General features: G+C 63.6%; 12 protein-coding genes. 6 read left to right on the top strand and 6 right to left on the bottom strand.

Features of this window, described 5'->3' with window-relative positions; translation table 11 throughout:
• Positions 1-86 precede the first annotated feature (86 nt).
• From KUW18_RS14050 to KUW18_RS14035, 4 genes are all read left to right on the top strand, one after another.
• The gene (locus KUW18_RS14050; RefSeq protein WP_222163727.1) at positions 87-851 is read left to right on the top strand and encodes a FadR/GntR family transcriptional regulator; all 765 of its coding nucleotides are present in this window, start codon (positions 87-89) and stop codon (positions 849-851) included.
• 103 nt (positions 852-954) lie between these two features.
• The gene (locus KUW18_RS14045; protein ID WP_222561708.1) at positions 955-1683 is read left to right on the top strand and encodes a CDP-alcohol phosphatidyltransferase family protein; all 729 of its coding nucleotides are present in this window, start codon (positions 955-957) and stop codon (positions 1681-1683) included.
• Complete coding sequence (locus tag KUW18_RS14040) at positions 1680-3455, top strand: bifunctional alpha/beta hydrolase/class I SAM-dependent methyltransferase (protein ID WP_222561707.1); 1776 nt, start codon at positions 1680-1682, stop codon at positions 3453-3455. The genes KUW18_RS14045 and KUW18_RS14040 overlap by 4 nt, the downstream gene beginning before the upstream one ends.
• Positions 3452-4924, top strand: a complete 1473-nt coding sequence (locus KUW18_RS14035; RefSeq protein ID WP_222561706.1) for a phosphatase PAP2/dual specificity phosphatase family protein — start codon at positions 3452-3454, stop codon at positions 4922-4924. The genes KUW18_RS14040 and KUW18_RS14035 overlap by 4 nt, the downstream gene beginning before the upstream one ends.
• A gap of 10 nt (positions 4925-4934) precedes the next feature.
• Here the strand turns inward: KUW18_RS14035 and KUW18_RS14030 are convergent, their stop codons facing one another.
• The 3 genes from KUW18_RS14030 to KUW18_RS14020 all read right to left on the bottom strand — a co-directional run bounded on the left by KUW18_RS14030 (position 4935) and on the right by KUW18_RS14020 (position 17600).
• Positions 4935-14336 (bottom strand): immunoglobulin-like domain-containing protein, encoded by a 9402-nt coding sequence (locus KUW18_RS14030; protein WP_222561705.1) that lies wholly within the window; start codon positions 14334-14336, stop codon positions 4935-4937.
• 964 nt (positions 14337-15300) lie between these two features.
• A complete protein-coding gene (locus KUW18_RS14025) occupies positions 15301-16731 on the bottom strand; it encodes a sugar porter family MFS transporter (RefSeq protein WP_409995834.1) in 1431 nt (476 codons plus the stop codon).
• Positions 16732-16817: 86 nt separating this feature from the next.
• Positions 16818-17600 carry an SDR family NAD(P)-dependent oxidoreductase gene (locus KUW18_RS14020; RefSeq protein WP_222163722.1) on the bottom strand — a complete coding sequence of 261 codons (783 nt, stop codon included), beginning with the start codon at positions 17598-17600 and terminating at the stop codon, positions 16818-16820.
• A 438-nt stretch (positions 17601-18038) separates the two neighbouring features.
• Here KUW18_RS14020 and KUW18_RS14015 point away from each other — a divergent pair, with 438 nt between their 5' ends.
• On the top strand, positions 18039-19247 hold the full coding sequence (locus tag KUW18_RS14015) for an ROK family transcriptional regulator (protein ID WP_261396697.1): 1209 nt from the start codon (positions 18039-18041) through the stop codon (positions 19245-19247).
• 93 nt (positions 19248-19340) lie between these two features.
• Here KUW18_RS14015 and KUW18_RS14010 read toward each other — a convergent pair whose 3' ends face one another.
• The 3 genes from KUW18_RS14010 to KUW18_RS14000 form a co-directional block, all read right to left on the bottom strand.
• A complete protein-coding gene (locus KUW18_RS14010; RefSeq protein WP_222561703.1) occupies positions 19341-20267 on the bottom strand; it encodes a Gfo/Idh/MocA family protein in 927 nt (308 codons plus the stop codon).
• Between the two features lie 114 nt (positions 20268-20381).
• Positions 20382-22184, bottom strand: coding sequence for an IlvD/Edd family dehydratase (locus KUW18_RS14005; RefSeq protein ID WP_222483356.1), 1803 nt, complete (start codon positions 22182-22184; stop codon positions 20382-20384).
• Positions 22185-22257: 73 nt separating this feature from the next.
• Positions 22258-24078, bottom strand: coding sequence for an IlvD/Edd family dehydratase (locus KUW18_RS14000; protein ID WP_224852112.1), 1821 nt, complete (start codon positions 24076-24078; stop codon positions 22258-22260).
• 315 nt (positions 24079-24393) lie between these two features.
• Between KUW18_RS14000 and KUW18_RS13995 the strand changes: the two genes are divergently transcribed.
• Positions 24394-25428 (top strand): TRAP transporter substrate-binding protein, encoded by a 1035-nt coding sequence (locus KUW18_RS13995; protein WP_206939470.1) that lies wholly within the window; start codon positions 24394-24396, stop codon positions 25426-25428.
• Positions 25429-25642: the final 214 nt, after the last annotated feature.

The following is a 25642-nucleotide window of genomic DNA, read 5'->3' as shown; positions in this document are numbered from 1 at the left end:
CGGAGAAGCCCCTCCGCCCTTCGTCGACATTGTCACTATGTTGTACATTCGCTAGGATCAGCAGCACATTTGCCAGGAGTCACCCTGTGGCCGTCACATCCCGCACCACCCCCAAGCGCCCCAGCGTGGCAGACTACCTGGCCGAAGCGATTTTCTCGGGCCAGTATCGACCCGGAGATTTCGTGCCCAAGGAAGTCGATCTGGCCGAGCAGTTCGCCTTGAACCGCTCAGCGGTTCGCAGCGATATTCGTCAGCTGGTCGACGTCGGCATCATCGAGCGCATCTCGGGTCACGGTTCCAAGGTGCGTAGCGTCGAGGAGTGGAACATCCTTGATCCGCTGGTCACCGACTGGATGACCCGCTACGCCTCGCCGAGCCCCGAGATCCAGCGCGAGATCCTGAGCTTCCGCCTGGACGTGGAGCCCTATGTGGCGATGACCGCGGCCAAGCGCGCCACTGCCCGGGATCTGGTCGCGATCGAGGAGGCCTTCGAGGGCATGGAACGGGCCATGAATGCCGCGGAAGGTGATGCCAAACGGCTGCACAGCGACCATGACATCGCCTTCCACGTGGCCATCTTCAAGGCCACCCGCAATATCGTATGGTCCCAGCTGTCGCACATCCTGCGGCCATCGATCTACCTGCTGATCGAATCCTCCAACGAGAGTGCCAGCGACCCCGAGGCCAGCCTGGAGCGCCACCGCGAATTGATGGAAGCGATTCGTGCACGCAAGCCCCACGCCGCCTTCCGTGCCGCCCAGGCAGTGCTGGCCGGCACCGCTGACGCCCTTGGCATCCAGCCGGGCGACAGCGTACTGGGCAGCGATCAGGAACCTCCCCCGCTAGACTGAGCACATGCCCCGGCCCTGGCCAGGCCTCTCCATGCTAAGCTGGCAAGCGGTCGCGGCACGCTGCCAAACCCGGCAGCACCGCTTCGTCAAAAGGATCTTTGACATGGCCTCGGTCTACGATTTGAAGCCCCGCTTTCAGGGGCTCCTGCGCCCGCTGGTACGCCGCCTGCAGGGTCGCGGCGTCAGCGCCAACCAGGTGACGTTAATCGCCGCCCTGCTGTCGCTGCTGGTGGCGGGCGTGGTTGCCCTGACGGCGGCGGAGCCCGACGCCTCGCGGGGCTGGTTCCTGCTGATCGCGCTATGGCTGCCACTGCGCATGGCCTTCAACGCGGTGGACGGCATGCTGGCCCGGGAACACCACCAGCAGACGCGCCTGGGAGCCTACCTCAACGAGCTCTGTGATGTTGTCTCCGACGCCGCCCTGTTCGTCCCCTTCGCCCTTCTCCCCAACGCCCATCCGCTGCCGGTGCTGGTGGCCCTGGTGATGGCCTTGATCGTGGAATACGCCGGTGTCATGGGGCCGCTGGTGGGCGCCAGCCGCCGCTACGATGGCCCCATGGGCAAGAGTGATCGGGCGCTGGTCATCGGCCTGCTTGCCCTGGCCATCGCCCTGGGGCTCACCACCCCCTGGGTCGTGGCTACGGTGTTCTGGCTGATGAGCGCGCTGATGCTGGTATCGCTCAGCCACCGGGTGCGCCGCGGAATCGCCGAGGCAAACGCCGGCGAAGCTGATAAGCGTCAGGCAGATGACTGTCAGGGCGATGACCGTAAAGGCAATGACCGTAAAGGCAATGACCGTATAGGCAGTGACCGTCAAGGTCATGCCCAATGAGCCGCCCCGCACAGTCCCATGCCTTTGTCGCCCATGATGGCCAGCGCATCGCCTACCGCCATTGGCCAGCGACCAGCGACGTGCCCAAGGGCGCGGTGCTGCTGTTTCACAGGGGCCACGAGCACGGCGGGCGTATGGCACACCTGGTCGAGGAGCTCGAGCTGCCGGATCTGGCGTTCTTTGCCTGGGACGCCCGCGGTCACGGCCTGTCCGATGGCGAGCGGGGCGACGCCCCCGACTTTGCTACCTACGCACGAGATGTGCAGAGCCTAGTCGAGCATATCGAGAACCAGCACGGCACCCCGGTGGCCGATCTGCTGGTGGTCGCCCAGAGCGTGGGCGCGGTGGTCGCCACCTGCTGGCTGCACGACTACGCTCCCCCGGTGCGCGGCGCGATCCTCGCAGCCCCCGCCTTCCGAGTGAAGCTGTATGTGCCCCTGGCGCTTCCCGCGCTGCGCCTGGCGACCCGCTTTCGCGACAGGGTCTTCGTCAAGAGCTATGTTCGCTCAAGCCTGCTTACCCACGATCTGCAACGGCGCCAAGGCTACGACAGTGATCCCCTGATCAGCCGTCAGATTTCGGCACGCATCCTGATCGGGCTGCGCGACACCTCCGATCGCCTGGTCGCCGATGCCGCCACCATCGACACCCCGATCCAGCTGCTGCTGTCGGGTCGCGATGTGGTGGTCGAGCGCAAGGTTCAACAACGCTTCTTCGCCCGCCTGCCCCATCCGGACAAGGAATGTCACCGCTTAGAGGGGTTCTTCCACGATACCCTGGGTGAGCGGGATCGCCACTTGGCCCTGGCGCCGATGCAGCGCTTCATTCGCCGCCAGTTCAGCCGCCCGTCGCAGACCTTTAGCCGGCTGGACGCCGATCTCGGCGGCAACGGCTGCGCCGAGGCGGAGGCCCTCGCTCGACCGCTGCCCCAGCGTGGGATCAAGCACGGCTACTGGCAGCTGCTGCGCAAGGCGCTGCAGCAAGGCGCGAGGCTATCGAACAGCCTCAAGGTCGGCGTCGACCACGGCTTCGACTCGGGCTCGATGCTCGACCAGGTCTATCGCAACCGCCCCGATAGCCCGAGCCGACTGGGCCGGCTGATCGACCGGGTGTACCTGAACGCCATCGGCTGGCGCGGTATCCGGCAGCGACGTATCCATCTGGAGGCGCTGATCGAGCAGGCCGTCCGGGAGCTGCGCCACAACGGCCAGCAGGTCCACCTGGTGGATATCGCTGCAGGTCACGGGCGCTATATCCTGTCGGCCCTGGCGGCCCTGGCGAAAGCGTCCGAGGCGCCAGATAGCGTCCTGCTGCGCGACTACAGCGCCACCAATGTCGCGGCCGGCCAAGCGCTGATCGAGGAAATGATCCCATCGCAGCCCCTGGCCCAACGGGTCCGCTTCGAGAGCGGCGACGCCTTCGACCGCGCCAGTCTGGCCAGCCTGACCCCCGCCCCGACCCTGGCGGTGGTATCGGGTCTGTACGAGCTGTACCCAGATAACGCCAGGGTGCGAGCCTCCCTCAGCGGTCTTGCCGAGGCCATGGCGCCGGGGGCGCTGCTGGTGGTGACCAACCAGCCCTGGCACCCACAGCTGTCATTCATTGCCCGGGCGCTGTCTTCCCACCGGGACGGAGAGCCCTGGGTCATGCGCTGTCGTAGCCAGGTCGAAATGCGCCAGCTGCTGGCCGCCTGCGGCTTTGCCATCGTCACCCAGCGGATCGATCCCTGGGGCATCTTCTCGGTCATCCTGGCGCGCCGGATATCGCCATGAACGCCCCACATTGCCAGAGGGCTCCCAGCGGCTGGGGTCTGCGTGTCAGAGCCGGCCTGTGGCTGTTGCTGCTGGGCGTCGTGTTCTTCTCGAGCTACGCCCTCACCAACCACCTCAGCGCTCTGCGCGCGCCCTTGCCCAGCATCATGTTCGACTGGGAGCGGGGGATTCCGCTCTTGCCCTGGACCATCGTGCCCTACTGGTCCATCGATCTGATGTATGCCGCAGGCGTGCTGCTGTTGCCTCAGGATCGCCGCCAGCTCAGCTCTCTGGTGCGACGCCTGCTGACGGTGCAGGCCCTGTGCGTGCTGGGCTTTCTGGCCTACCCGCTGACCTTCAGTCTCGAGCGACCACCCCTGGAGGGGGTCTTTGGCACCCTGTTCGATGTGCTGATGAGCTTTGATCGGCCCTACAACCAGGCGCCGTCGCTGCACATCGCCCTGCTGGTCGTGCTCTGGCACGCCTACGCCCAGCGCCTGGGGAGCACCGCCTGGCGCTGGCTGCTGCACGGCTGGTGCGCGCTGATCGGCCTGTCGGTGCTGACCACCTGGCAGCACCACTTCATCGATGTGCCCACGGGGGCACTCGTCGGCGCCATCAGCCTGTGGCTATGGCCATCCCGCGGCGCTGGCCCCCTGCAACGGGCTAGGCTCAGCCATGACCGGACCCATCGACGCCTGGCGGCACGCTACGCCATCGGCGCGGGCGTGATCGCTGCGCTGGCGGTCCTGCTCGGCACAAGTTCGCTGGGAACGGGTACGCTGGGCGGTTGGTCATGGTGGCTAGGGTGGCCGGCGCTGTCGCTCTCGCTGGTGGCCTTAAACTACCTGTGGCTGGGCGTGGCAGGCTTTCAGAAGGACAACGATGGCCGCCTGTCGCTGGCGGCGCGCCTGTTACTGGCGCCTTATCAGCTCGGCGCCTGGATCAACTCACGGCTGTGGACCCGGCGGCGGCCCCATCCCGACGAGGTCTGCGATGGGGTCTCTATTGGCCGTATACCGCTGCGGCAGATGCCAGCTGCCGACATGGCGCTGGTCGATCTGTGTGCTGAACTGTCGGCACCCACACAGCGACGGGCCTACACCCCTGTGGCAGTACTTGACCTGACCGTGGCCTCGGCTACCGAGCTGCGCCAGGCAGCCGAGGCCATCGAACAGCATCGCCGCCACGGGTCGGTGCTGGTGTGCTGCGCCCTGGGGGTATCGCGCAGCGCCAGCGCCGTGGCCGCCTGGTTGCTCCTCAGCGGTCGGGCAGCCAGCGTCGATGACGCTATCTCGATCGTCAGGGGGGCTCGTCCCATCTGCGTGCTGCGAGCCCCCCACCGGCAAGCGCTCAAGGCGCTGGTCGAACGGGCCGACGAGACGCCATACGAGACGTCATACGAGACGCCATACGAGACGCCATGGCCGTTAAACGAAAACGAAGATAAAGACGGCGCTGCCCTACAAGAGCCGATCACCAGGCGGTGAGATGGGATCGTCAGATCTCCACATCGACATCCTGCTGGATATTCAGCACCGCGTGATTCGCTCCTTCGTAGACGTTAAATACCACGCCGTCGCGCTCCACCGTCGCATCGGTCGCCGACCACTGCTCGCCCACCAGACTGACACGATCCTGGGCATCACCGAAGATGAACAGCTCCTCGCCTCCGGCCACGTCGAGCACATCCTGAGCGCTGAGGGTCAGGCTGTGGTCCTGACCGATGACGCCCAGATCCAGGGCCTCGACGTTTTGCACCCTGGAGACATCCAGCGGCTCATCCAGACGCAGCCTGACCACATCGAAGCCATCGAGCCCGTCGATGTTCACGCCACTGTAGAGCAGGATATCGTCTCCGGTCGTCGCCGCTACGCTGCGAATATCCAGTAGCGCCTGGGTCTGAAAGACCGGGGAGACGTCGTTGCCATCCACGCTCATCAGGCTGATATCCAGCATCACACTGCCGTTGGTCGCCTTCTGCACCAGCGACAGACCGTTCACCTGGCGCGCTCCCAGGCCCTCCAGGGTATAGCGATCAAGCTCGGCGTCGTAGGCAGCGGACAGCAGACTGTCGGCGGCGAAGAACGAGGCATGTGGCCCTAGCCCCTCTAGCGTGAGCGTGACCGTCTCGGAACCATCCCGATCCAGCACGGCAACATTCAAATTCAGGGGAATACGCTCGCCCTCGTCGCCGAAACTGAGCAGCGGCTCGGCACTGACCCGATCGGCCACGGGCTGCACCGAGGTCGTAAAGGACTCACGACTGATGAACGTATCCTCACCAAGACTCGCGATCGCCGTCAGCGACAGCTGATCTGCCCCCACCAGTTCACCACTCCAGTGAGCAGGCGGCATGAGGCCGACAAAGCCGGGCAAGATGCCGTCTTCGCCCAGGATCCACCAGCCTCCCTGCCCAATGGCACTGACAGGACGGGCCGACGCCGCCGAATCCCCGGCCACCACCACCCAGCCATCAGGCACATTCTCGACCAGCACGGCGGCAAGACTCTGGTTCGGGTCCAGCAAGGTCACCGTCAGCCCTTCCAGGACAATCAGCGTGTCCTCCTCCCCGCTCAGGTCGGCAATACGGATCTCGGGGGGAGGCGGCGGCACATCGCCCACGGTGCTTGCGCTTAGCTCCACCACATTGTCGGCACCGGTTTCCCGCGCGCCCCCCTCCACCGTCAGTCCTACCTGTCCCCAGGTGCCCCGGGCAGGTTGATAGACAATCTTCAGGGGAGCCTCCAGGCTCACCTCATCAAGGCGAAAGCGTCCATCGTCCTGGGCAATCAGCTCGCGCCCGTTGTACCACAGCGTGCCACCGGGGGTGCTCTGTCCGCTGGCATCCCTGACCTGATCCTCCTGCAGGCTGAGGTACAGCTGACGTCCATCGATCTCCCCGTGGGGCGCATCGTCAGGCGTCGCCACGGCAAGGGAGAACTCGATGCTCTGGGCGTCCTCGGCCACTGCGGCCACCAACTGCGTCTCGATGGCATCGGTGACCGGCGACACCGGCGGCGCCAAGGCCAGGCTTGCTGAGCTAAGCCGCCCGGAGGGGGAACGAACGGTCAGGCTGGCATCGACGCTGAACATGGCGTTGTTATCGTTGCTGTTCGGCGGCGCGGTCAGCGTGATCGATGCCAGCAGTTCATCCAGGGCATTCGGGCCGCTGTTGGGCACGCTGGCAAACCACACCTGTTGCCCGCCGACGTTGCTTAGCTGCATCCCCGTTACCAGGGTCTCCTCGGGCAACCCCGAGAGAGTGAGGGTCAGCGTACTGTCAGCGGTAGCACCGACGACCTGGCCGCTGACCAGATCGCTGAGCGACGCCGGCGTATCTTCACTCAGCGCCGCGCCCCGATCCTCCCAGTCGATGCTGACCTGCCCCCCGATACCCCCTCCACCTGCGCCCAAGGTCGTCAGCGACCATTCAGTGCTGGCACTTTGCAGCGCTACCTCGATGCCGGCATCCTGAGTCACCGCCGTAATGGTGATCGGCTGAGCCTGGTCATCGTCGTGCAGGCCGCCTTCAAGCACCGTGAAGACCAGTTCATGGGTCAGCTCGGCGCCCTGAAAACTCTGAGAGGATGGCAGTAGCACCTTCCAATGCCCGCCGCTGTCGGTACCGGCTCCCGGCAACACACCGACGAACTCAGCGCCTTCCACCACCACGCCTTCGGGCACCCCCGCCACCAGCAACTCCACCAATGACTCGCTGCCGTCCTCATCGGCCAGGCCAGCGGCATTGGCATCCAGGGATTGACCCACCCTCAGCGTGATCCGGACGCTATCCCCAGTCGCCGCCGTGACCTGGGTAGCGCTGATATCGGCCTGACTTCCTGCGCTATTGGCAATCGCCGCGATGTTGATGGTGGGCAGGTCGGTGATGGCCTGGAAGGCAATATGATGGATGGCGTCGATCGGTGCGGAGGTGGTGTTTGCCACGTTACCCTCGAAGCCGTCATTGGGGCTGTCGGTGATCTGATAGCGCACCCGGATGTCGACTCCCGCATCGCCCAGGTTGGGGTCTCCCAGCACACGCACGCTGTCCCAGGCGCCGTTGATCAGCTTGATGTAGTCGCCTTCGTCCATAACGTCTGGCCCCTCCAGACCGAGCACGGTCAGCGGTGCCGCCGCCAGGTCGGCCGCATTCAACCATACCGCCGAGATGACTTCGTTGAGGTCATCGTTCTGGGGCAGCAGCCCAAGATCCAGCAGGCCTGCCACATCTTCCACCAGCAGCGACGTGGTCTGCAGCAGCGCCTCGGGGCTCGGGGTCACCTCAAACGCGACGACCTCGACCACCTCCCGCGCGTTGCCGTCGTTCTCGGTCACCACCGACATCACTTGCAACTCGACGCGACCGCTGAAGTTGGCGGGGCCGTCGATGGTGATACCCGCCAAAGAGGTGGCCACCCACACCCGCTGTTCTCCCAGCGTTCCAGGCGCCGTGAGCTCGACCGCCCCGGCCAGCGCAAAGTCAGCGCTCAGTCCGGTGATGCGGTAGGCCAGGGACTCGGAGTCGTCACGGTCGCCACTGGTGACCTGAATCAGGTCAGCAAGCACCGTCAACTGTGCACCGTCATCCAGCAGTTGTTCCAGCTGGCTGACCACCTGGGTGTCGATATTCGGCCTGTCGGCCACTCCCCCCACCACCACCAGGATCGTCTGCGGATCGCCGATAAACTCGTCGACCCCGCCGCCAAAGGTATCGACGCTGGTGGGCGTTACCTGAATCGAGAAGTTCTCGTTGCTGTCGGGAGGCGGCGTCAGCGTTAGCGGGCGCAGACTGTCGAAGTCGTCGATGACATGCTGACCATCGCTGCCCCTGGCGACCACCTGGCCATCGTAGTGCAGCACCGCGCCCTGCGGCACACCGGAAAAGGAGAGCCGGTAGGTCTCGGTAGGATCATCGCTCTGGGGGAACAGATCCAGCGCCACGGCCACATCTTCCGCCGTCGCCACCACAGGCTCGAAGCCCAGTGACACACGGTCGGCCTGGGGGCTATCCACCACGATGCCCTGCAACAGCGCCTCCCCCGAGACCGCGGTATCCAGATTGCCCTCAGCATCACGATCCACCGTTTTCGCCTGCACCCTCAGCTGGAAGGTGCCCTTGCGATTCTCCGGCGCGCGAAATTCCAGCGACGAGAGAAACGCGACCGGAACCTCCACGGGACGGCCATCGAAGCTCACCTCCACCCACTGGCCCGCCCCATCGAGATAGCGAAAGCTCGACCCTTCCAGTCCTCCCGGTTGGCCCGCCACCCGCTCCGGCGTCAGCAGGGCGAAGGTTTCCTCGGACCCGTCAGCGTCTTGATTCGACCAGCCCTGGGCCAGGTCGAAATCCGCGTTGGTCAAGGCAAACCAGCCATCCTCGGCGACGGCATCGTCCGGCCCGTACACATGCCCGGCGGTCATGGTCAAATCGGGCAGCCCATCCTGGTCGGTGTCGCCCGCCACCCCTGGCACAGGTGCGCCCACCGCCGAGGTGATCACCTCCGCCTTGGGGGATATGGTGGGCTTAAGCTCCAGCAGCGTGACCGATGAGCTCGCTACGTCGGTGCCGTGGATGCTGGCAACATCGCGGATGCCGACCTCGATCCTGATGGTCCGGTCCGTGCTGTCGTGGGCAGGGCCAAGCAGGCTGTACTGACGGAAGTCACCATTCTCGACGTCCGTCGTGGGCAGGCTGAAGCCGTCGACACCGTTGCCGGTATGCACCACAACGCCCTGGGCATCGAAGATCTTCCAGCCACTGGGCACGGAGGTGAGTCGTATCGAGGTGATCGATTCACTGGTGATGGAGCCACCAGCATCGCTGCCATCGTTGTCACCCAGCCGTAGACCACTGAGGAAGGCAAAGGCCTGGTCCTCGATACCGCTGGCAGCAAGCGCCGGGGTGTCGACCACCGGCAATACCACCAGGTCAAGGCTGACGCTGTCCTGCTGTTGGGCTATCGCTCCGGCGGGGCCATCGGCGTCGGTGTCCTGTCCCACCAGGGTGACGATGACGTCTTCGATGACTCCGCTGAAGTCCGGCGGAGGCGTCACGCTGATGCTGGGAAAACCGCCGATAGCGCTACTCAATCCAGGAGCCGCGATGCTCACTTCGCCGCTATTGCCCCCGGTGCCGTCCCCTACGGTGATGCGGCGGCTGTCATCGACCACCACCACGCTGCCTGGCGGTAGCCCCTGAATCAGCAGCGTGCGCACTTCGCTGCCATCCAGATCGCCAAAGGCCGCCTTGAGACGTGCGCTTAGACCGAGGCTTCCATCTTCATCGATCGTGAATTCACGATGGTCGGTGCCGTCATCAAAGGTCAGCGTCACGGCATCCGTCACTGACTTGACCCCGACGTCAACGTTGACGCTGGTCGTCGCCCCGGCAACCCCCTCCAGGGGAACACCGGCAATGTCGACCTCGAAGCTGGTGGCCTCCAGCGTCAACGAGAGGTTCCCGCCATCGTGCTCCGCTGGCAGCACCTTCAAGTTCTCGAACTGCGCAGGGGTCAGCACCACATCGACATCGGTATCTGCCAACGTGGACAGGTGCGCTCCCCCCTGGATCTTGATCGAGATCCCGCGCCCGTCCACTCCCAGAATGTCATCGGCGCCGTCAACCAGCAGCCTGGCACCCTGAGGTAGCCCCGACAGGGTGATCGCTCCTAGCCGTTCCGGTGAGTCAGCATCCGAGGAACCATTGAGGTCTCGATCATCCGTCGGAACCGGTAGCGTAAGGCCAAGGGCCACCGCGCTATCCTCGTCGGTCACCACACTGACCGCCTCCAGCGAAGGCGCATCCGCCACCGGTATTACCGTCACATCGACGGTACGCACGACGAATACACGATCGCCTTCAAAGAAGGCGTAGCCAAACCTGTCTGGGCCACTGTAGTGAGGACGTGGGGTATAGGTGATCCGGCCGTCTGCTTCGATCGTGGCCGTACCAAATAGCGGTGCCTCAATGAGCTCTAGTGTCCTTCCTGTGGCGTTGGCATTGGTGAACAGCGCTTGGCTGCCGTCTTCGACCACCACCAGCTCATCAGGACCGCCGTCGAAGGTCTCATTGACCACGCTGACAGTGAAACTATCCGCCTCCCTGTCACCGTCGCTGTCCACCACCTGGAAGGGAAGGTCGATCGCCAGCGTGTCTTGCGTCGCGGTATGATCCAGGGGCTGTCTCAGGGTAAAGAGGTAGCCCCCCTTGGGATGCGCGCTGTCCGGCGATACCAGCCTGACGGTAAACACCTCAAAGGCGGCTCCGTTGCGGTCGTCGATTGCCACCGCTATCACTTCGCGGTCTGCGTTAGACAGGAAATAGCTCAACGCTTGGCCACTTGATGTCAGGTTGAGCGCTTCCAGTGCCGCCAGCGTATCGCCGGTGAAGCTCGCCTGGGTGCTGTCCTGGGCCACACGGATATCCAGGCTTTCCGACACCACCTGCCTGGCGCTGTCAGGCGCTGTACCAGACGGCAGGTGGCGCTCCTCAAGACGGCCGTCGACCGGTTCTCCAATGCTGTGACGCGTATCGTTCACTACGATGGTCTGCAAGGCAGCGGTGGAAAGGCTTCCATCACCATCCACCAGGAGGTAGTGGAAATCATCGTGGAGGATATCGCCGCTATCACCGGCGGTAGGTCGCGGATGGGCGGCGCTGTCCACCGACTGGTAGCTCCAGAATCCGTCGCTATCGACGCTCAGGTGCCCGTAGCGTGTGTCGACGCTTACGCTGCTGCCCGCCGCGATATCAGCCCGTGCGTCGTTGCCTTGACGATCCACGTAGAGAATACCGGCAACTCGCGCTTGATCAGCACCCTCGACATCATTGCCAAGCAGGTTGTCACCTGCCCTCAGCCCTTCGCCCTCGACGGTCACCAGTGGCGCGCCGCCGGAAGCGGAGGGGGCATCATCGGCGTTCAAAATATCGAGCACATCCTGGCGGCTGTCACCTGACGCGTCCACCACGGTCAGCGCCAGGGAGTCCAACACCTCTCCTGCGGAGTGATCAACGGCCGCCGTCAGCTCGTAGCGATAAGAGAGCTGGCCAGCGGACGCATCGTAGCCGGTGATGAATAGCCGCCCGTGGTTCATATCAATCACGATGGGATCACTGACACTGGCAGCGCTCAGTTGTGCTGGGGTCCGGATCTGTGTCTGGGTCTGGCTCTGGGCCTGGCTGCCGAAAATCACGCGCACCAGATCATCCACCGGTCCCGGCCCCAGCGATATCACGCCGTCGGCTCGATGGCTGCCATCTGCCAAGGTTCCGCTAGCGAGACCCGCTTCATTGACACTGTTGTCCCCCGACACTGTGGGACCGTTGTCATCACTGATCACCAGCCCGGGACTATCGCTGAGCACCCTGATGGTCTGGTCGGCCCCCGCCACCAGCCGTTCATAGCCACCCCCTTCGAGCGCGACGATACCCACCGTCCAAGCGGAACTGCTCTCGGTGCTGGCACCCGCTCCCAGCGCTGCGTTCTGGTTTGGCGCCTGCAGGGTGACCGTGGCACTGGTGGTATTCTCGGCAATCAGCACCGATGTGCCATCGCTCAAGGTGATCTGCAAGGGGCCGCCACGGGGGGCATCGTTGACGCTCAGGGTCACTTCCACGGCTTCGCCTTCGGCGACCTGGTCAGGCAGACGCAATGACACCAGGGTGCTATCCACGGTGTCATCGACCTGGGTGGTGACGGTAGCGGTATCGACCACCAGGGTTTCGAGGCTGCCTGGGCTGCCAGCCTGTTCCTGTTCGGCCGCGAGGATGCGATTGACGACCGCACCAGCATCCACGTACACATCGTCCGCGGGCGCCGCCACGCTCAGCGAGACACTGGCCTGGCCCGGGGCCAGCGTCAGCGTTTCGCCATTGGCCAAGGTGACGTTGATCGCCGTTGTCGCTGCGCGCAGTTGGCCCTCGGCATCCCGCAGCTCCAGGCTGTAGGTGATGCTTTCCCCTTCTTCCACCCGCGGGCTGGCCGTGAGCAGCAAGTGACGTGGATCGCTATCGTCGGTGACCACGGCGCTGGCGGTACTGCTGGTATCGACCCGATCAAAGCCCGTGGGGGACACCGCGGTCAGACGAATGATCTGATCATTACTACCTTGAATCACGTCATCGTCGTCACGACTGGCCACCTGGGTGCGGCCCTGCTGCTGGCCTTCGACAATGGTGATGGTCGAGCCATCGTTCAGCGTCAGCACGACGTCACGATCCAGGACATTGTCGATAGTTGCGGTCACGGTGATAGGCTCGCCCTCGATCACCGGTCCGCTGGCACTGAGCGTGATGCCCAGCACCACCGGCGCAGCATCACTGGCGCTGGCGGTATTGCCTGCCGCATCCACCACCGTCGCCGCGACAAGGACATCAGTCTGGCCGGCGGGCACGGGCACGCCGAGCTCAATCCCTTCGGCCAGATCAACCTCGGTCACGGGACGCCTCAGCAGCAGCGTGCCGTTGCTATCGACCACGCTCAGGATATCGCCCACTGCGGTCTGGGCGGTCAGCGCTAGCGTCGCCGTGACCTGACCATCACACCCAATCTCACCCTGGCTGAAGGCCCCGTCGTCAGCGTGACCTGTCAGCGCGATCTCGACTCCAGGCACTTGAGCCTCCACCGCCTTGCTGTCCTGGTCGCGGCCGCGATTGCCGGAGGGATCTGTCACGCTGGCGGTCACGCTGACGCTATCGCCACCGGGGATGACCGGCACCGTGACCTCGACACCATTGACCAGGTCCAGCGCCGTGACGGTGCGTACGAGCAGCAGCTCACCCTGTGCATCAGTGACCTCGAGCCTGTCGCCCACCTCGGTTCCAGGACCCAACGTGACCGCCGCCACCACGCTGTTGTCACCGCCGATCTCACGCTGGTTGTAGATCCCGTCTTCGCCGGCACCCAGCAGGGTCACCGCCACCGTGGGTGCCTGCAGGTCCAGGGGCCTGGCGTCACTGTCGCTCGCAGTGTCACCGTCAGCCGCCAGCAAGGTCGCGTGTACGCTGACGTCAGACACGCCGCCGGTGGGCACTTCGAGCTCCAGCCCACCGGCCAGATCAACCGCGGTCAGCAGGCGATTCAGCAGCAGCCGGCCGGCCCCATCGACCACCAGCAGGCGGTCGCCCACTGCAGCGTCCCCACCCAGTACTACTCTGGCGGTCACGCTATTGTCCGCGCCAATCTCGTTCTGCGAGTAGACGCCTTCAGGCCCCGCCCCCAGGAGGGTCACACTGACGCTGGGCAGCGGATCGTCCGGGGTGCCATCGGTACCTGTCGCGCCATCGGGGATCGTCTCGTCGTCATCAGTCGTCGCTTGATCGAATGAAAAGGCTAGCGGGTCCACCGCCTCGACGATGCGCAAAAGACGCACGAAGGGGTGCCCCTCATTCCCTGCGCCCACGCTGAGCCCTGGACCGCTGGCCGGCGGTTCGGACTCAAGATTCGCCAACAGCGCGTCAAGGGTATCGCTGTCGATCACCACGTCTGCCACCCCTGCGGACACCGCCAACTGACCACTAGCAGCGCCAGCACTAAATTCATCGCTGTCGCCAACAGCGTCAATGCTTTCCGCGGCTTGCACATCGACGCTTGGCTGCCGCGGTTCATCCTCTATTCCAGTGTGGTCTGGCGAGCCCTGCACATCCCTGTTGGCCGCGTCGCCCAATGCCTCGACACTGGACAACAGAGCCAGCATCTTGGCCACTTCCAGTCTGTCACTCGGATCCACCGCCCACCTCAGCGTGGGGGCATCTTCCAGCACCAGGGTCGAAGGAGTACTTGCCGAAAGCACACTCGACGTCGACACCCATTCCCCTGATGTCAACCGATGGGGCTGTCCTGACTCATCGCGGACCCAGATCTCACCGTTGACTTCGACAATTCTTCCCAAGGCACCCATGACGCCCCTCCTGCAAAGGGAAAGCCCGTCCCACCTCTGTCGCCCGACCGCGCGCTTCGCCTCCCCACCACTGCGTCACTAGCAACAGTCGAAGAGGGCATTGCGCCACTGGCCGGCCTTTGCAACGGCGATCAACGCCTGATAAGGACCACATCGCGAAGTGATAAGAAGTGATAACGATGGAGGAATGGCCGAGAAAAGCGCTGGCAGCGCCATCGACCATTGCCTCGACCGAAGATCCGTGCAGGACCCCTTCTGTACGACGTTGACTGTGTTGCATAAGGCCTTGAGCGATAGACAAGATCGGATTTCGATAAATAACGAGGGACGTCAACGCGATAGTTTAAGATTGTTATAGGCGTTGACCCTCGACTCACTCGCAGGCGTAGGGGCACATCATTGACCTGATATAGTGAAGCACCATCATCTAGCTCATGAGAAATAACAACATACTGCGAGTATGAAATGCCTCACCAAAAAAATAAGAGAGCTGCATGTTTCTACCTCTTAATGGCTAGCATCTTGATCATCTTCTAGACAGCATCCTCATCATTATCTTCAAAATACTGGCCGCAGAAAAAGTAAGCAGCAGAGGCAATAACGCACTCCCTCCTTTGCGCAATTTCTAACCACCAGAGGTGTTAGACAAAACAGATATTGCGAATAATTGCATATAAAAACATTCTGCTTTATCGATATTCTGCTGACCGACCTATCCACTAACTGACTAACATTTCCCACGCTTCCATTGAGATGAAAAGGTGCCATCGAAGCACCGTTTACTACCTCTTCTGAGTGCCCATGAGTTACGAGGTACGGTAGATGACAGGGACACAAGCCAACGACCTGAGGCCCATGACAGAGGTTCAGGTGCAAACAAGGGAGCGACATGGAGTGGCATCAAAAGGAAGGCCCACTACCGAGGTAGTGGGCCTATCAGGCGGGATCGCTGAGGCGATACGGGCTATTCGTAGGCCATCTGCTCGAGCTCCCGTCCGCGGGTTTCCTTGACCCACTTCATCACGAACACCACCGAACAGGCGGCGAAGAACGCGTAGACCCCATAGGCGCCGGCAAGGCCAATACCGCCAAGCATGATCGGGAAGGTCATGGTGATCGAGAAGTTGGCCAGCCACTGGAACAGTCCAGCCACCGCCAGCCCAGAGCCACGCACCTGATTGGGGAACATCTCGCCGAGCATGACCCACATGACCGGCCCCCAGGAGAGATTGAAGAACAGCACATAGGCGTTGGCGGCCAGCAAGGCGACGATCCCCATATCCCCGGCCAGTGACAGACGGCCATCCACCATCGTGGCCGTCGAGAAGGCGTAGGCCACCAGACACAGGATCAACGCCATGCCCACCGATCCCGCCCACAAAAGCGGCTTGCGTCCAATTCGATCGATCAGCGCGATGGCGATCAGACAAGCGCCGATGGACACCGCACCGCTGATCACATTGATCAACAGAGCATCCCCTTCGGAGAAGCCCACCGCCTGCCACAGCACCGCACCGTAATAGAAGACCACGTTGATGCCGACCAGCTGCTGAAACACCGCCAGCCCTATACCAATCCACACGATGCCGTGGACTCGTCCCGTTGCCGAGTTGATCAAGTCCCGCAGACTGGGGCTGTGATCGGACGCCAGCGACGCCCGGATATCCTCCGCCTTGGCGCGCCCTTCATCCTCGCCCATCAACAGCCCAAGCACCCGTATCGCCTTGTCATCGCGACCGCGACTGATCAAGAAGCGCGGGCTCTCGGGGATCCCCAGCAGTGCCACCAGAAACACCGCGGCAGGCAGGATCTCGATCCAGAACATCCAGCGCCAGGCATCGAACCCCAGCCACAGACTGGCAGTGGAAGCCCCGGCGAGGTTGGCCAGCAGGTAGTTGCTGAGAAAGGCGATGAACAGACCGGAAATGATCGCCACCTGTTGAATGGTCGCCAGTCGACCACGCCGGTCTGCCGGTGCGACCTCACTGATATAGGCGGGGGTCATCACGCTGGCAGCACCGACAGCCATGCCGCCCAGCACACGATAGACGACGAACTCGAGGGAGCCGGTGGCCACGCCCGAGCCCCAGGCGCTGACCAGGAAGAACACCGCGGACACGATCAACAGCGACTTGCGACCGAAGCGGTCGGCCAGGCGACCGGCAAAGAAGGCCCCGATGGCGCACCCCAACAGCATGGAGGCCACGTTAAAGCCGGTACCGACACTGTCAGAGCCAAAGGCACTCTGCAGGCCGTCGACGGTGCCATTGATGACACCACTGTCAAAGCCAAACAGGAAACCGCCGATGGCGGCGACACTGCAAATCGCCAGGATATAGCGTTGTCGCTTGAGCTCAGCGAGCTGGTCTGGCGTGGTGGTGGAAGGGTCGTTCATGGGTACTTCCTCGCATCTTGTTGTAGGTTGTGATGGAGCCCCGATACTGCTGGCATGGCTGGGGTCTCTACGGCTGGCTGCATTGGCTACAGCCAGCCGGCGTCGACCCAATAGTTGTGTGCGGTACATGCTGACGCGGCGTCAGAAGCCAGGAACACCACCATGGCCGCTATATGGTGCGGCTGGATACGCACCTTGAGCGCCTGTTCGGCAACGATCTGCGCCTCGTCTTCAGCGCTGTACCAGCGGGACTGCCGCTCGGTCTTGACGTTGCCGGGAATGACACAGTTCACTCGAATACCGTCCGCGCCCAATTCGCTGGCGAGCGCCCTGGTCAGGCCTTCGATCCCGGCCTTGGCGGTCTCGTATAGCGCTAGGCCAGGCTGGCCCAGGTGCCAGCTGATGGACCCCAGGTTGACGATCGACCCTCCGCCACGTCGCGCCATTCCCGGCGCCACCGCCTGGCTGGCGAAGACCAGATGGCGAAGATTCACCGCCATGCGCTCATCGAAGTAGTCCGGAGTGATGTCCGCCAGGCGATGGCGATCATCGTTGGCCGCATTGTTGACCAGCACATCGATGTCGCCAATCTGGCCAAGGACCCCCTTCAGCGCCTCGGTATCGGTGATGTCACAGGCATGAAAGCTCACTCGCCCAGGGGTCCGCGCGGCCAGACGCTCTTCCAGACGCTCAACCAAGGCCTCGGACGGGGCCTTGCGGATATCGAGAAAATGCACCTCGGCGCCCTGCTCGGCGAATGCCGTGACCAGACCTTCGCCGATGCCTGTGCCTCCGCCGCTGACGACCACTCGCTGGCCGGCAAGTCCCGGGTAATAGGCGATACCGTCTGCTCTCTGCGTGTTGCTCATGTTGGTCCTCTGGTGCGGCTCGTCAGAGTGGAGGGCGATGCTGCTGACTCTCGGTCATCCGCCCCTTTGCTGCGCTCGTGCACGCAGCGTTCCGCTCTTCTCTGACCGGCTCTGACCGGCTCTGCACAGCCCTTCCCAACCCGGCCCAACCCTGCCAAGCCCGGCGTGACGACAATACGCAGCGACAATGTGCATGGGCCTTCAGGCGACGTGTGCGAGCCATTAGTTAATAGAACTTACTTAAAGCCGAGTCTTGTAGAATCCTCACCTGAGCGCCATTGCACTTATGTCGAACCTATCAGCAAACACTGCTGTATCGCGGCGGCGACGGATCTCATTCCGGGCGCTGTCCCGGGGCCGGAAACTCCAGTCAAGCACCGCGCCGACTGATACACTGACGCCAACAAAAACTGACGGTTAACAACCCGGATGCTCGCCATGACGACACGCCCCGCAGGAGACCTGGGGTTTCTTAAACAGCACAATCGCGCCTCGCTGCTGGAGCTCTTGCGGCAAACCCCAGGGCTGACCCGTGCCGAACTGGCACAACGCTCGAAGCTGACAAAAGTCACCGTGGGAGCGGCAGTGCAGGAATTGCTGGAACACGGATGGCTGTGGGAAGGCGCGCCGATTCGCGGCGGCAGCGGTAGACCCGGAAAGGCGCTGTCGCTGCATCCTGGTCATCATGCGGTGCTGGGGCTGGAAATCGGCGTGCACGGCCTTCACGCGCTGGCCATCGACCTCTCCGGCACCATTCTGGCACAACGACATCAGCACTTTTCCCCGTCGCAGCCCGATGCGACTCTGGACACCCTGGCGGAGATGGTTCGCGAGCTGATCGACGAGGCCCTTGGCACTCGCCAGCTGCTGGGCGTCGGACTGGCCGTGCCCGGCCCCACGTCGCCGCAACAGCACCGCCTCAGCCTTGCCCCCAACCTGGGCTGGCGAGATCTGCCCCTGCTCGACATGTTGAAGCAACGACTGCCGGGCCTTGCCGGCATCTGGACCATGGACAACGAAGCCAAGGCCGCCGCCTTCGGCGAGCTGTATCTGGCACGACCATCGACCACTGACGAAACGCCTGCGTCACTGCTCTATGTCAGCGCCGGCACCGGCATCGGCAGTGGTCTGGTGGAAGACGGCTCTCCGCCCAGGGTGATTCGCGGCGTGCACGGGCTGGCCGGGGAAATTGGACACACGGTATTGGTACCAGATGGCAAGGCCTGCCACTGCGGCAACCGCGGCTGCGCGGAGACGCTGGTATCGGGTTGGGCGCTGCGCGAACGGCTAGCCATCGACGACCATACCGAGCTTCACCAGGGTATCGACCAGCATCCCGACCAGGCAACGGTGGCGGACTGCCTTGACCAGGCCGGCAAGGCCCTCGGCCTGCTGCTGCTGAACCTCCACCACACCTTGAATCCAGGCCGCATCATCATTGGTGGCTCGCTGGTATCGCTGGGCCCGCGGCTGCTTGATCCCGCCCTCAGGTTCTTCGCCGATCATCAGAAGCATTTATTGCCCCAGGCCTCGACGGTGACGGTCCAGGTTCTGGAAGATAGCCGCTCCATCGCCTCCAGAGGAATGGCAGCCCAGGTGCTGTGCCAGGCGTTGGCCCGTCATTATGACGTCACTGTCTCAGCCTAGCCCGCCCTAAGGAAACACTGCATAAATGACTGCGCCGCATAAAACAGCAGCCGCGGCGCATAACACAGCAGCAACGGCGCCAGGCAAGGCAGGTCACTCGACAAACGGCTCGGTAACCCGGCGATGGCTCAACATCAAGGCGTCGGCCACCTGTTCCAGCGGCGCCAGATCCATGTCGCTGTCACCGGTTGTCAGCAGTTCGTGAAAATGCCGGTAGACGCCCAGATACTCCCGCTCAGGGGCATCGACAAGGATCTCGCCATCGAGGGACAGCCGAGCGCCACCACGGGACAGCACAAGACGGCCCGCCGTGGTGGCGAAGGTCATTTCCCAGCAAGGGGGATCTTCATGACGAAAATCGAAGTCGGCGCTGACGGCTGTCTCCGTCAAGGTCCGCCAGTGCAGACGCGCCGCGATGGGCGTCTGGGCGTTGGCCGGTATCTCGAGCTCGCCCTGGACCAGCAGCAAAGGGTCCGACACTAGGCAGGTGAGTATCGACAGCGCGTTGATCCCAGGGTCGAACACCCCCATGCCGCCGGCCTCCCACAGCCACGGCTGGCCCGGGTGCCAGACCCTGACATCCTCGTGCCAGCGGATGTCCACCCGCTCGATATGCTGCTCGGCTAGCCATTCCCGCGCCCTGGCGATGCCAGGCGCAAAACGGGAATGCCAGGCAGCAAACAGCACCTGGCCGCGTGCTTCAGCCTCCGCCTTCAACTGACGGGTTTCGGCCAGAGTGGCTCCCGGCGGCTTCTCCAGCAGCACCGCCTTGCCCGCCGCCAGCGCTTGGCGGGCCAACCGATGGCGCAGATGGGCCGGGGTGCAGATGGCGACCGCATCGATGCCCGAATCTGCCTCCAGCATGGCGCCGAGGTCAGCATAGCCAGGGATGCCCTCCAACCGAGCGTGAGGGTCGGCGCTGGCGACCAGTTCAAGTCCCGGCGTGGCGGCAATCGCCGCCACATGCTGATCCCTGACGATCTTGCCGGCGCCTACCACGCCAAGTCGGAAGTGCCCCATGGCTGACTCCTGCAGCGGAGGCCAATGCCTCCGCGTGGGTGAAAAGCCGCTCAGCATACGCCATGGCAGGCGCGACTCGCCAGTCAGCTATCACCCTCGCAGGCAACCACACCCTCAATGATTGTCCCTGGGCGGACTCTGGCGCGCCACATCTCGATAGGCATCGGCACCGCGCAGGGTCATGCCACGGTCCAGCGGTTCGATCAGGGTCCGCTGAATTTCCTGCCAGGGGGTCTGGTGACGCGGATAGGGATAGCCACCGTTGGCCTCAAGCTGCTGGCGTCGTGCGGCCAGCTCCTGCTCATCCACCATCAGCCGGACCTCGCAGCGTGCCAGGTCCACTCGCAGGCGATCCCCTGTCTGGACCAGTGCCAGTGGGCCGCCGGTAGCCGCTTCCGGCGAGGCATTGAGGATCGATGGCGAGCCCGATGTGCCTGACTGTCGCCCGTCACCCAGGCATGGCAGGGAATCGATACCCTGGCGAATCAAGGCCTCGGGCGGCTGCATATTGACCACCTCGGCGCCGCCAGGATGCCCCACTGGACCGGCGCCGCGCATGATCAGGATGGTGTTGGCATCAATCTCGAGCGCTGGGTCATCGATCCGCGCGTGATAATCCTCCGAGCCATCGAAAACCACCACCCGGCCCTCGAAGGCCTCGGGATCGTCGGGATTCTCGAGAAAGCGACGGCGGAAATCCGGCGAGATTACGCTGGTCTTCATCAGCGCCGACTCAAACAGATTGCCCTTCAGGTTCAAGAAGCCCGCATGCTGGACCAGCGGATTATCGAAGCGGCGGATGACCTCCTCGTCCAGCGTCTGCTGGCCGCTGACATTGTCGGACAGGCTCTGTCCGTTGATGGTCAGCGCCTCACCGTGCAGCAGGCCGCGATCCAGCAGCTCGCGCTGAACCGCAGGCACGCCGCCGGCGCGATGGAATTCCTCACCCAGGTACGCCCCTGCCGGCATCACGTTGGCCAGCAGCGGCACCTGGTGACCAAGACGCTGCCAGTCGTCATTGTCGAGCTCGACACCGGCATGGCGGGCGATGGCATTGACGTGAATCGGCGCATTCGATGAGCCACCCAGCGCCGAGCACACCACCACGGCATTCTCGAACGCCTGGCGAGTCAGGATATCCAGCGGACGCAGGTCTTCCCAGACCATCTCCACTGCCCGCTCGCCGGTCTGATAGGCCACCATGGAGCGTTCCTTGTAGGGCCCTGGGATCATCGCCGACCCCGGCAGGCTCATGCCCAGCGCCTCGGCCATGGAGTTCATGGTGGACGCGGTGCCCATGGTGTTGCAGTGCCCCACCGAAGGCGCCGAATCGGTGGCCCGAGCCAGGAACTCGGTGTAGTCGATGTCACCTGCGGCCAGACGCTTTCTCAACTCCCAGATGATGGTGCCCGATCCCACCCGCTCGTTGCCCCGCCAACCGTTGAGCATGGGGCCGCCGGACAGCACGATAGCGGGAATGTTCACGGTGGCTGCGGCCATCAGGCAGGCCGGGGTGGTCTTGTCGCAGCCAGTGGTCAGCACCACCCCGTCCAGCGGGTAGCCATGCAGCACTTCCACCAGCCCCAGATAGGCCAAATTGCGGTCCAGGGCAGCGGTGGGCCTGCGCACGTTCTCGTGAATCGGGTGCAGCGGGAATTCGAACGGCACCCCGCCGGCGGCGCGAATGCCATCCTTGACGCGCTTGACCAGCTCGATGTGGTGGCGGTTGCAGGGGGTAAGATCCGAGCCAGACTGGGCGATCCCGATGATCGGCTTGCCCGAGGTCAGCTCATCGAGGGTGACCCCATAGTTCATGTAGCGCTCGATGCACAGCGCCGTGGTGCCCGGATGATCAGGGTTGTCGAACCACCAGCGCGAACGCAGCTGGTCGGGGGTCAGACGTGGACGATGGGACATGACAGCAGCTCCTGCCAAGGCCGGTGGCGCACCACCGGCCAAAGATGAATGTGGGCCCTTGTTGGTGCTTGCCTCAGTGGGAGTGACGCGGCACCTCGGCGCCACGGCAGCCCACCAGGAAGTCAAAGTCACAGCCCTCATCGGCCTGCAGCACGTGCTCGATATAGAGCTGGCGATAACCGCCGGTTGAGGCGATCTCGCGCGACGCCGCGGTGGGATCGCTGGCCGCCAGCCGGCGGCTGAGCTCTTCCTCGCTGACATCCAGGTGCAGACGGCCTTCGTAGGCATCCAGCTCGACCCAGTCACCGTTTTCCACGGCGGCCAGGGGGCCACCGGCAGCGGCTTCCGGCGCCACGTGGAGCACCACGGTACCGTAGGCGGTGCCGCTCATGCGTGCGTCCGAGATACGCACCATATCAGTAACGCCCTGGGCCAACAGCTTGGAGGGTAGCCCCATGTTGCCGACTTCCGCCATGCCGTGATAGCCCTTGGGACCGCAGTGCTTCATGACCAGAACACTGCTGGCGTCCACCTCCAGGTCCGGGTCGTTGATGCGCGCCTTGTAGTCATCGAAATTCTCGAATACCACGGCGCGGCCCCGGTGGCGCATCAGTTCAGGGCTGGCAGCGGAAGGCTTGAGCACCGCGCCCTTGGGCGCCAGGTTGCCACGCAATACGCACATGCCGCCATCATCGACAAGGGGGTTGTCCAGGGCGCGAATGACCTGATCGTTATACAGAGGCGCATCCTGAACGTTCTCCCACAGGGTCCTGCCGTTGACCGTCAGTGCCGACTTGTGGGGAAGACGGTCTGCCTCGCCCAGGCGGCGCAGCACGGCGGGCAAGCCACCCGCATAGTAGAACTCTTCCATCAGGAAACGGCCCGATGGCTGCAGATCGACAATGGTCGGGGTGCCGCGACCGACTCGGTTCCAGTCATCCAGCGCAAGCTCGACCCCCATGCGCCCGGCGATGGCCTTCAAGTGGATCACCGCGTTGGTGGAACCGCCGATGGCCGCATTGGTACGGATGGCGTTCTCGAAGGCCTCCTTGGTCAACACCTTGGACAGCTTGAGGTCTTCCTTGACCATATCGACGATGCGGTTGCCGGACAGGTGGGCCAACACGTAGCGACGCGAGTCCACCGCCGGGATAGCGGCATTGTGAGGCAGCGAAACGCCCAGAGATTCTGCCATGCAGGCCATGGTGGAGGCCGTGCCCATGGTGTTGCAGGTACCAGCCGAACGGGACATGCCCGCCTCCGCCGCCATGAAGTCGTGCATCGAGATCTTGCCGGCCTTGACCTCTTCCGATAGCTGCCAGACCACGGTACCGGAACCGATATCGCGTCCCTTGTGCTTGCCGTTGAGCATGGGCCCACCGGTCACCACGATGGCGGGAATATCACAGCTCGCCGCCCCCATCAGCAGCGCAGGCGTGGTCTTGTCACAGCCCGTCAGCAGCACCACCCCGTCGATGGGGTTGCCGCGAATCGCTTCCTCCACGTCCATGCTCGCCAGGTTACGGGTAAACATGGCCGTCGGGCGCAGGTTCGACTCGCCATTGGAGAACACCGGAAACTCCACCGGATAGCCACCCGCTTCCAGCACGCCCTTCTTGACGTGTTCCGCCAGCTTGCGGAAATGCGCATTGCACGGTGTCAGCTCGGAAAAGGTATTGCAGATCCCGATGATCGGACGGCCATCAAACTCATGATCCGGAATCCCCTGGTTCTTCATCCAGCTGCGATACATGAAGCCGTTCTTGTCGGCGGTACCGAACCATTGATGGCTACGCAGCGAGACCTTGCTGTCGGAGGAGTCCGAACGGGTCGCCTGGTCGCCAGAGGCGTCGGTACAAGAGTCGGCAGGGAGATCCTGGTCGCGGTTGGCCATGGGTCGGTTCCTCGGGTCAGTCACGGATAGCAATAAGGGTGGTGGTGGCACTGGCGCCTGTTGCCGGCGAGTTCAGCGCGCACGACGACGGCTTCAACGGCTACGGCTCTGTCCGCAAAGCGCCTGTCGAAACAACAAGGGCGGTGACGAGACGAACGCTGTGCCGAGCCAAGGCGGCGTCGAGATAGACGACACCTTACGGAGCAGGGACGTCAAAGTACACACATACAAAAGTCTATGTTGAACATTTAAAGAGGGCGAGCAAGAATTGCCGCCACACCAATAACGATCACGCTCTCATCAGGGAGATCGACCATGTCAGCACCCCTCACGCTTTCTCGTCTGGCCGCCGCCGTCGGCGTCGCGACCCTCGCCATCGGCGCCGCGAGCACCGCTCAGGCGGCAGAATACGAGTGGACCTTCCAGGCGTCGGAGACCGCCGGCGAGCCCAGCTTCAAGATCAAGCAGGAGTGGGCAGAACGCATTCAGACCATGACCGATGGACGCGTCGCCATCGAGGTACTGCCGATCAACGCGGTGGTCGGCCCGACCGAGACCCTGCAAGCGGTCAGCTCCGGTATTCTTCAAGGCCACATGACCGATCCCAGCTACTTCTCGGGCCAGAACCCTGCTTTCGGCATGATCGGTAACCTGGTAGGCGCCTGGAACGACTCCTACGACTTTCTCGAGTTCATGCATAACGCTGGTGGCGAAGAGCTCTACAACGAGCTGGTCGAACCCTATGGCGCCCACCTGATCAGCGCGGCCACCTTTACCCTGGAGTCGATTCCCTCCACCGTGCCGATCGAGACCCTCGAGGATTTCCAGGGCCTCAAGATTCGCGCGCCCCAGGGCATGGTCTACAACATTTTCGAGCGCGTCGGCGCGACCCCGGTGAACCTGCCGGGCTCCGAGGTGTACACCGGCCTGGAGAAAGGCGTCATCGACGCGGCTGACTCCACCGTGCTGTCGAACAACGACGCCCAGGGCCTGCACGCCTTTGCCCCCTACCCGCTGTATCCCGGCTTCCACTCCATGCCGATGATTGCGGTATCACTGAACAAGGACATCTGGGACGGCCTGCCGGACGATCTCAAGACCACCCTGGAAACCGCCTTCGACGCCATGTCCTATGACCTGATCGCACGGCTCAAGGCCCAGGACATCGAGACCCTGGCACGTCTTCAGGCCGACCCCGAGGTGCACCCCTTCGACCTGCCGGATAGCGAGCGCAAGGCGTTCCGTCAGGCTGCCGAACAGGAATGGCAGGAGTGGTCAGGCAAGAACGAGATGACCCAGAAGATCTACGACTCGGTCACCGCCTTCCTGACCGCCCGCGGCCAGCTGTAAACGGCGAGCCCTGGCACAACGCCAGGACCTCACCTCCACCCACCCTTGCGGCGGTGCCACGGCACCGCCCCCTCATTTCCGGATCGTGCCCTGGTGCGATCCTCAAGCCGTCGAGGAAGTCCCATGACAGACCTGCCGGGACAGGACGCCGACAAGGCGCCCGAACGCGCACCCGACGTGGTGCGCAGCCGCTTTGACCAGGGCGTGGTCAAGG

Source organism: Halomonas sp. DP5Y7-2, assembly GCF_019802025.1.
Taxonomy (GTDB): domain Bacteria; phylum Pseudomonadota; class Gammaproteobacteria; order Pseudomonadales; family Halomonadaceae; genus Halomonas; species Halomonas litopenaei_A.
Note: the sequence above shows the minus strand (reverse complement) of the source record. Positions and strands in the feature narration are given on the sequence as shown.

Excerpts from the sequence above, each read along its gene's own strand:
- KUW18_RS14045 (WP_222561708.1), top strand. The coding sequence starts at position 955 with ATGGCCTCGGTCTACGATTTGAAGCCCCGCTTTCAGGGGCTCCTGCGC.
- KUW18_RS14040 (WP_222561707.1), top strand. The coding sequence starts at position 1,680 with ATGAGCCGCCCCGCACAGTCCCATGCCTTTGTCGCCCATGATGGCCAG.
- KUW18_RS14035 (WP_222561706.1), top strand. The coding sequence starts at position 3,452 with ATGAACGCCCCACATTGCCAGAGGGCTCCCAGCGGCTGGGGTCTGCGT.
- KUW18_RS14030 (WP_222561705.1), bottom strand. The coding sequence starts at position 14,336 with ATGGGTGCCTTGGGAAGAATTGTCGAAGTCAACGGTGAGATCTGGGTC.
- KUW18_RS14025 (WP_409995834.1), bottom strand. The coding sequence starts at position 16,731 with ATGAACGACCCTTCCACCACCACGCCAGACCAGCTCGCTGAGCTCAAG.
- KUW18_RS14020 (WP_222163722.1), bottom strand. The coding sequence starts at position 17,600 with ATGAGCAACACGCAGAGAGCAGACGGTATCGCCTATTACCCGGGACTT.
- KUW18_RS14015 (WP_261396697.1), top strand. The coding sequence starts at position 18,039 with ATGACGACACGCCCCGCAGGAGACCTGGGGTTTCTTAAACAGCACAAT.
- KUW18_RS14010 (WP_222561703.1), bottom strand. The coding sequence starts at position 20,267 with ATGGGGCACTTCCGACTTGGCGTGGTAGGCGCCGGCAAGATCGTCAGG.
- KUW18_RS14005 (WP_222483356.1), bottom strand. The coding sequence starts at position 22,184 with ATGTCCCATCGTCCACGTCTGACCCCCGACCAGCTGCGTTCGCGCTGG.
- KUW18_RS14000 (WP_224852112.1), bottom strand. The coding sequence starts at position 24,078 with ATGGCCAACCGCGACCAGGATCTCCCTGCCGACTCTTGTACCGACGCC.
- KUW18_RS13995 (WP_206939470.1), top strand. The coding sequence starts at position 24,394 with ATGTCAGCACCCCTCACGCTTTCTCGTCTGGCCGCCGCCGTCGGCGTC.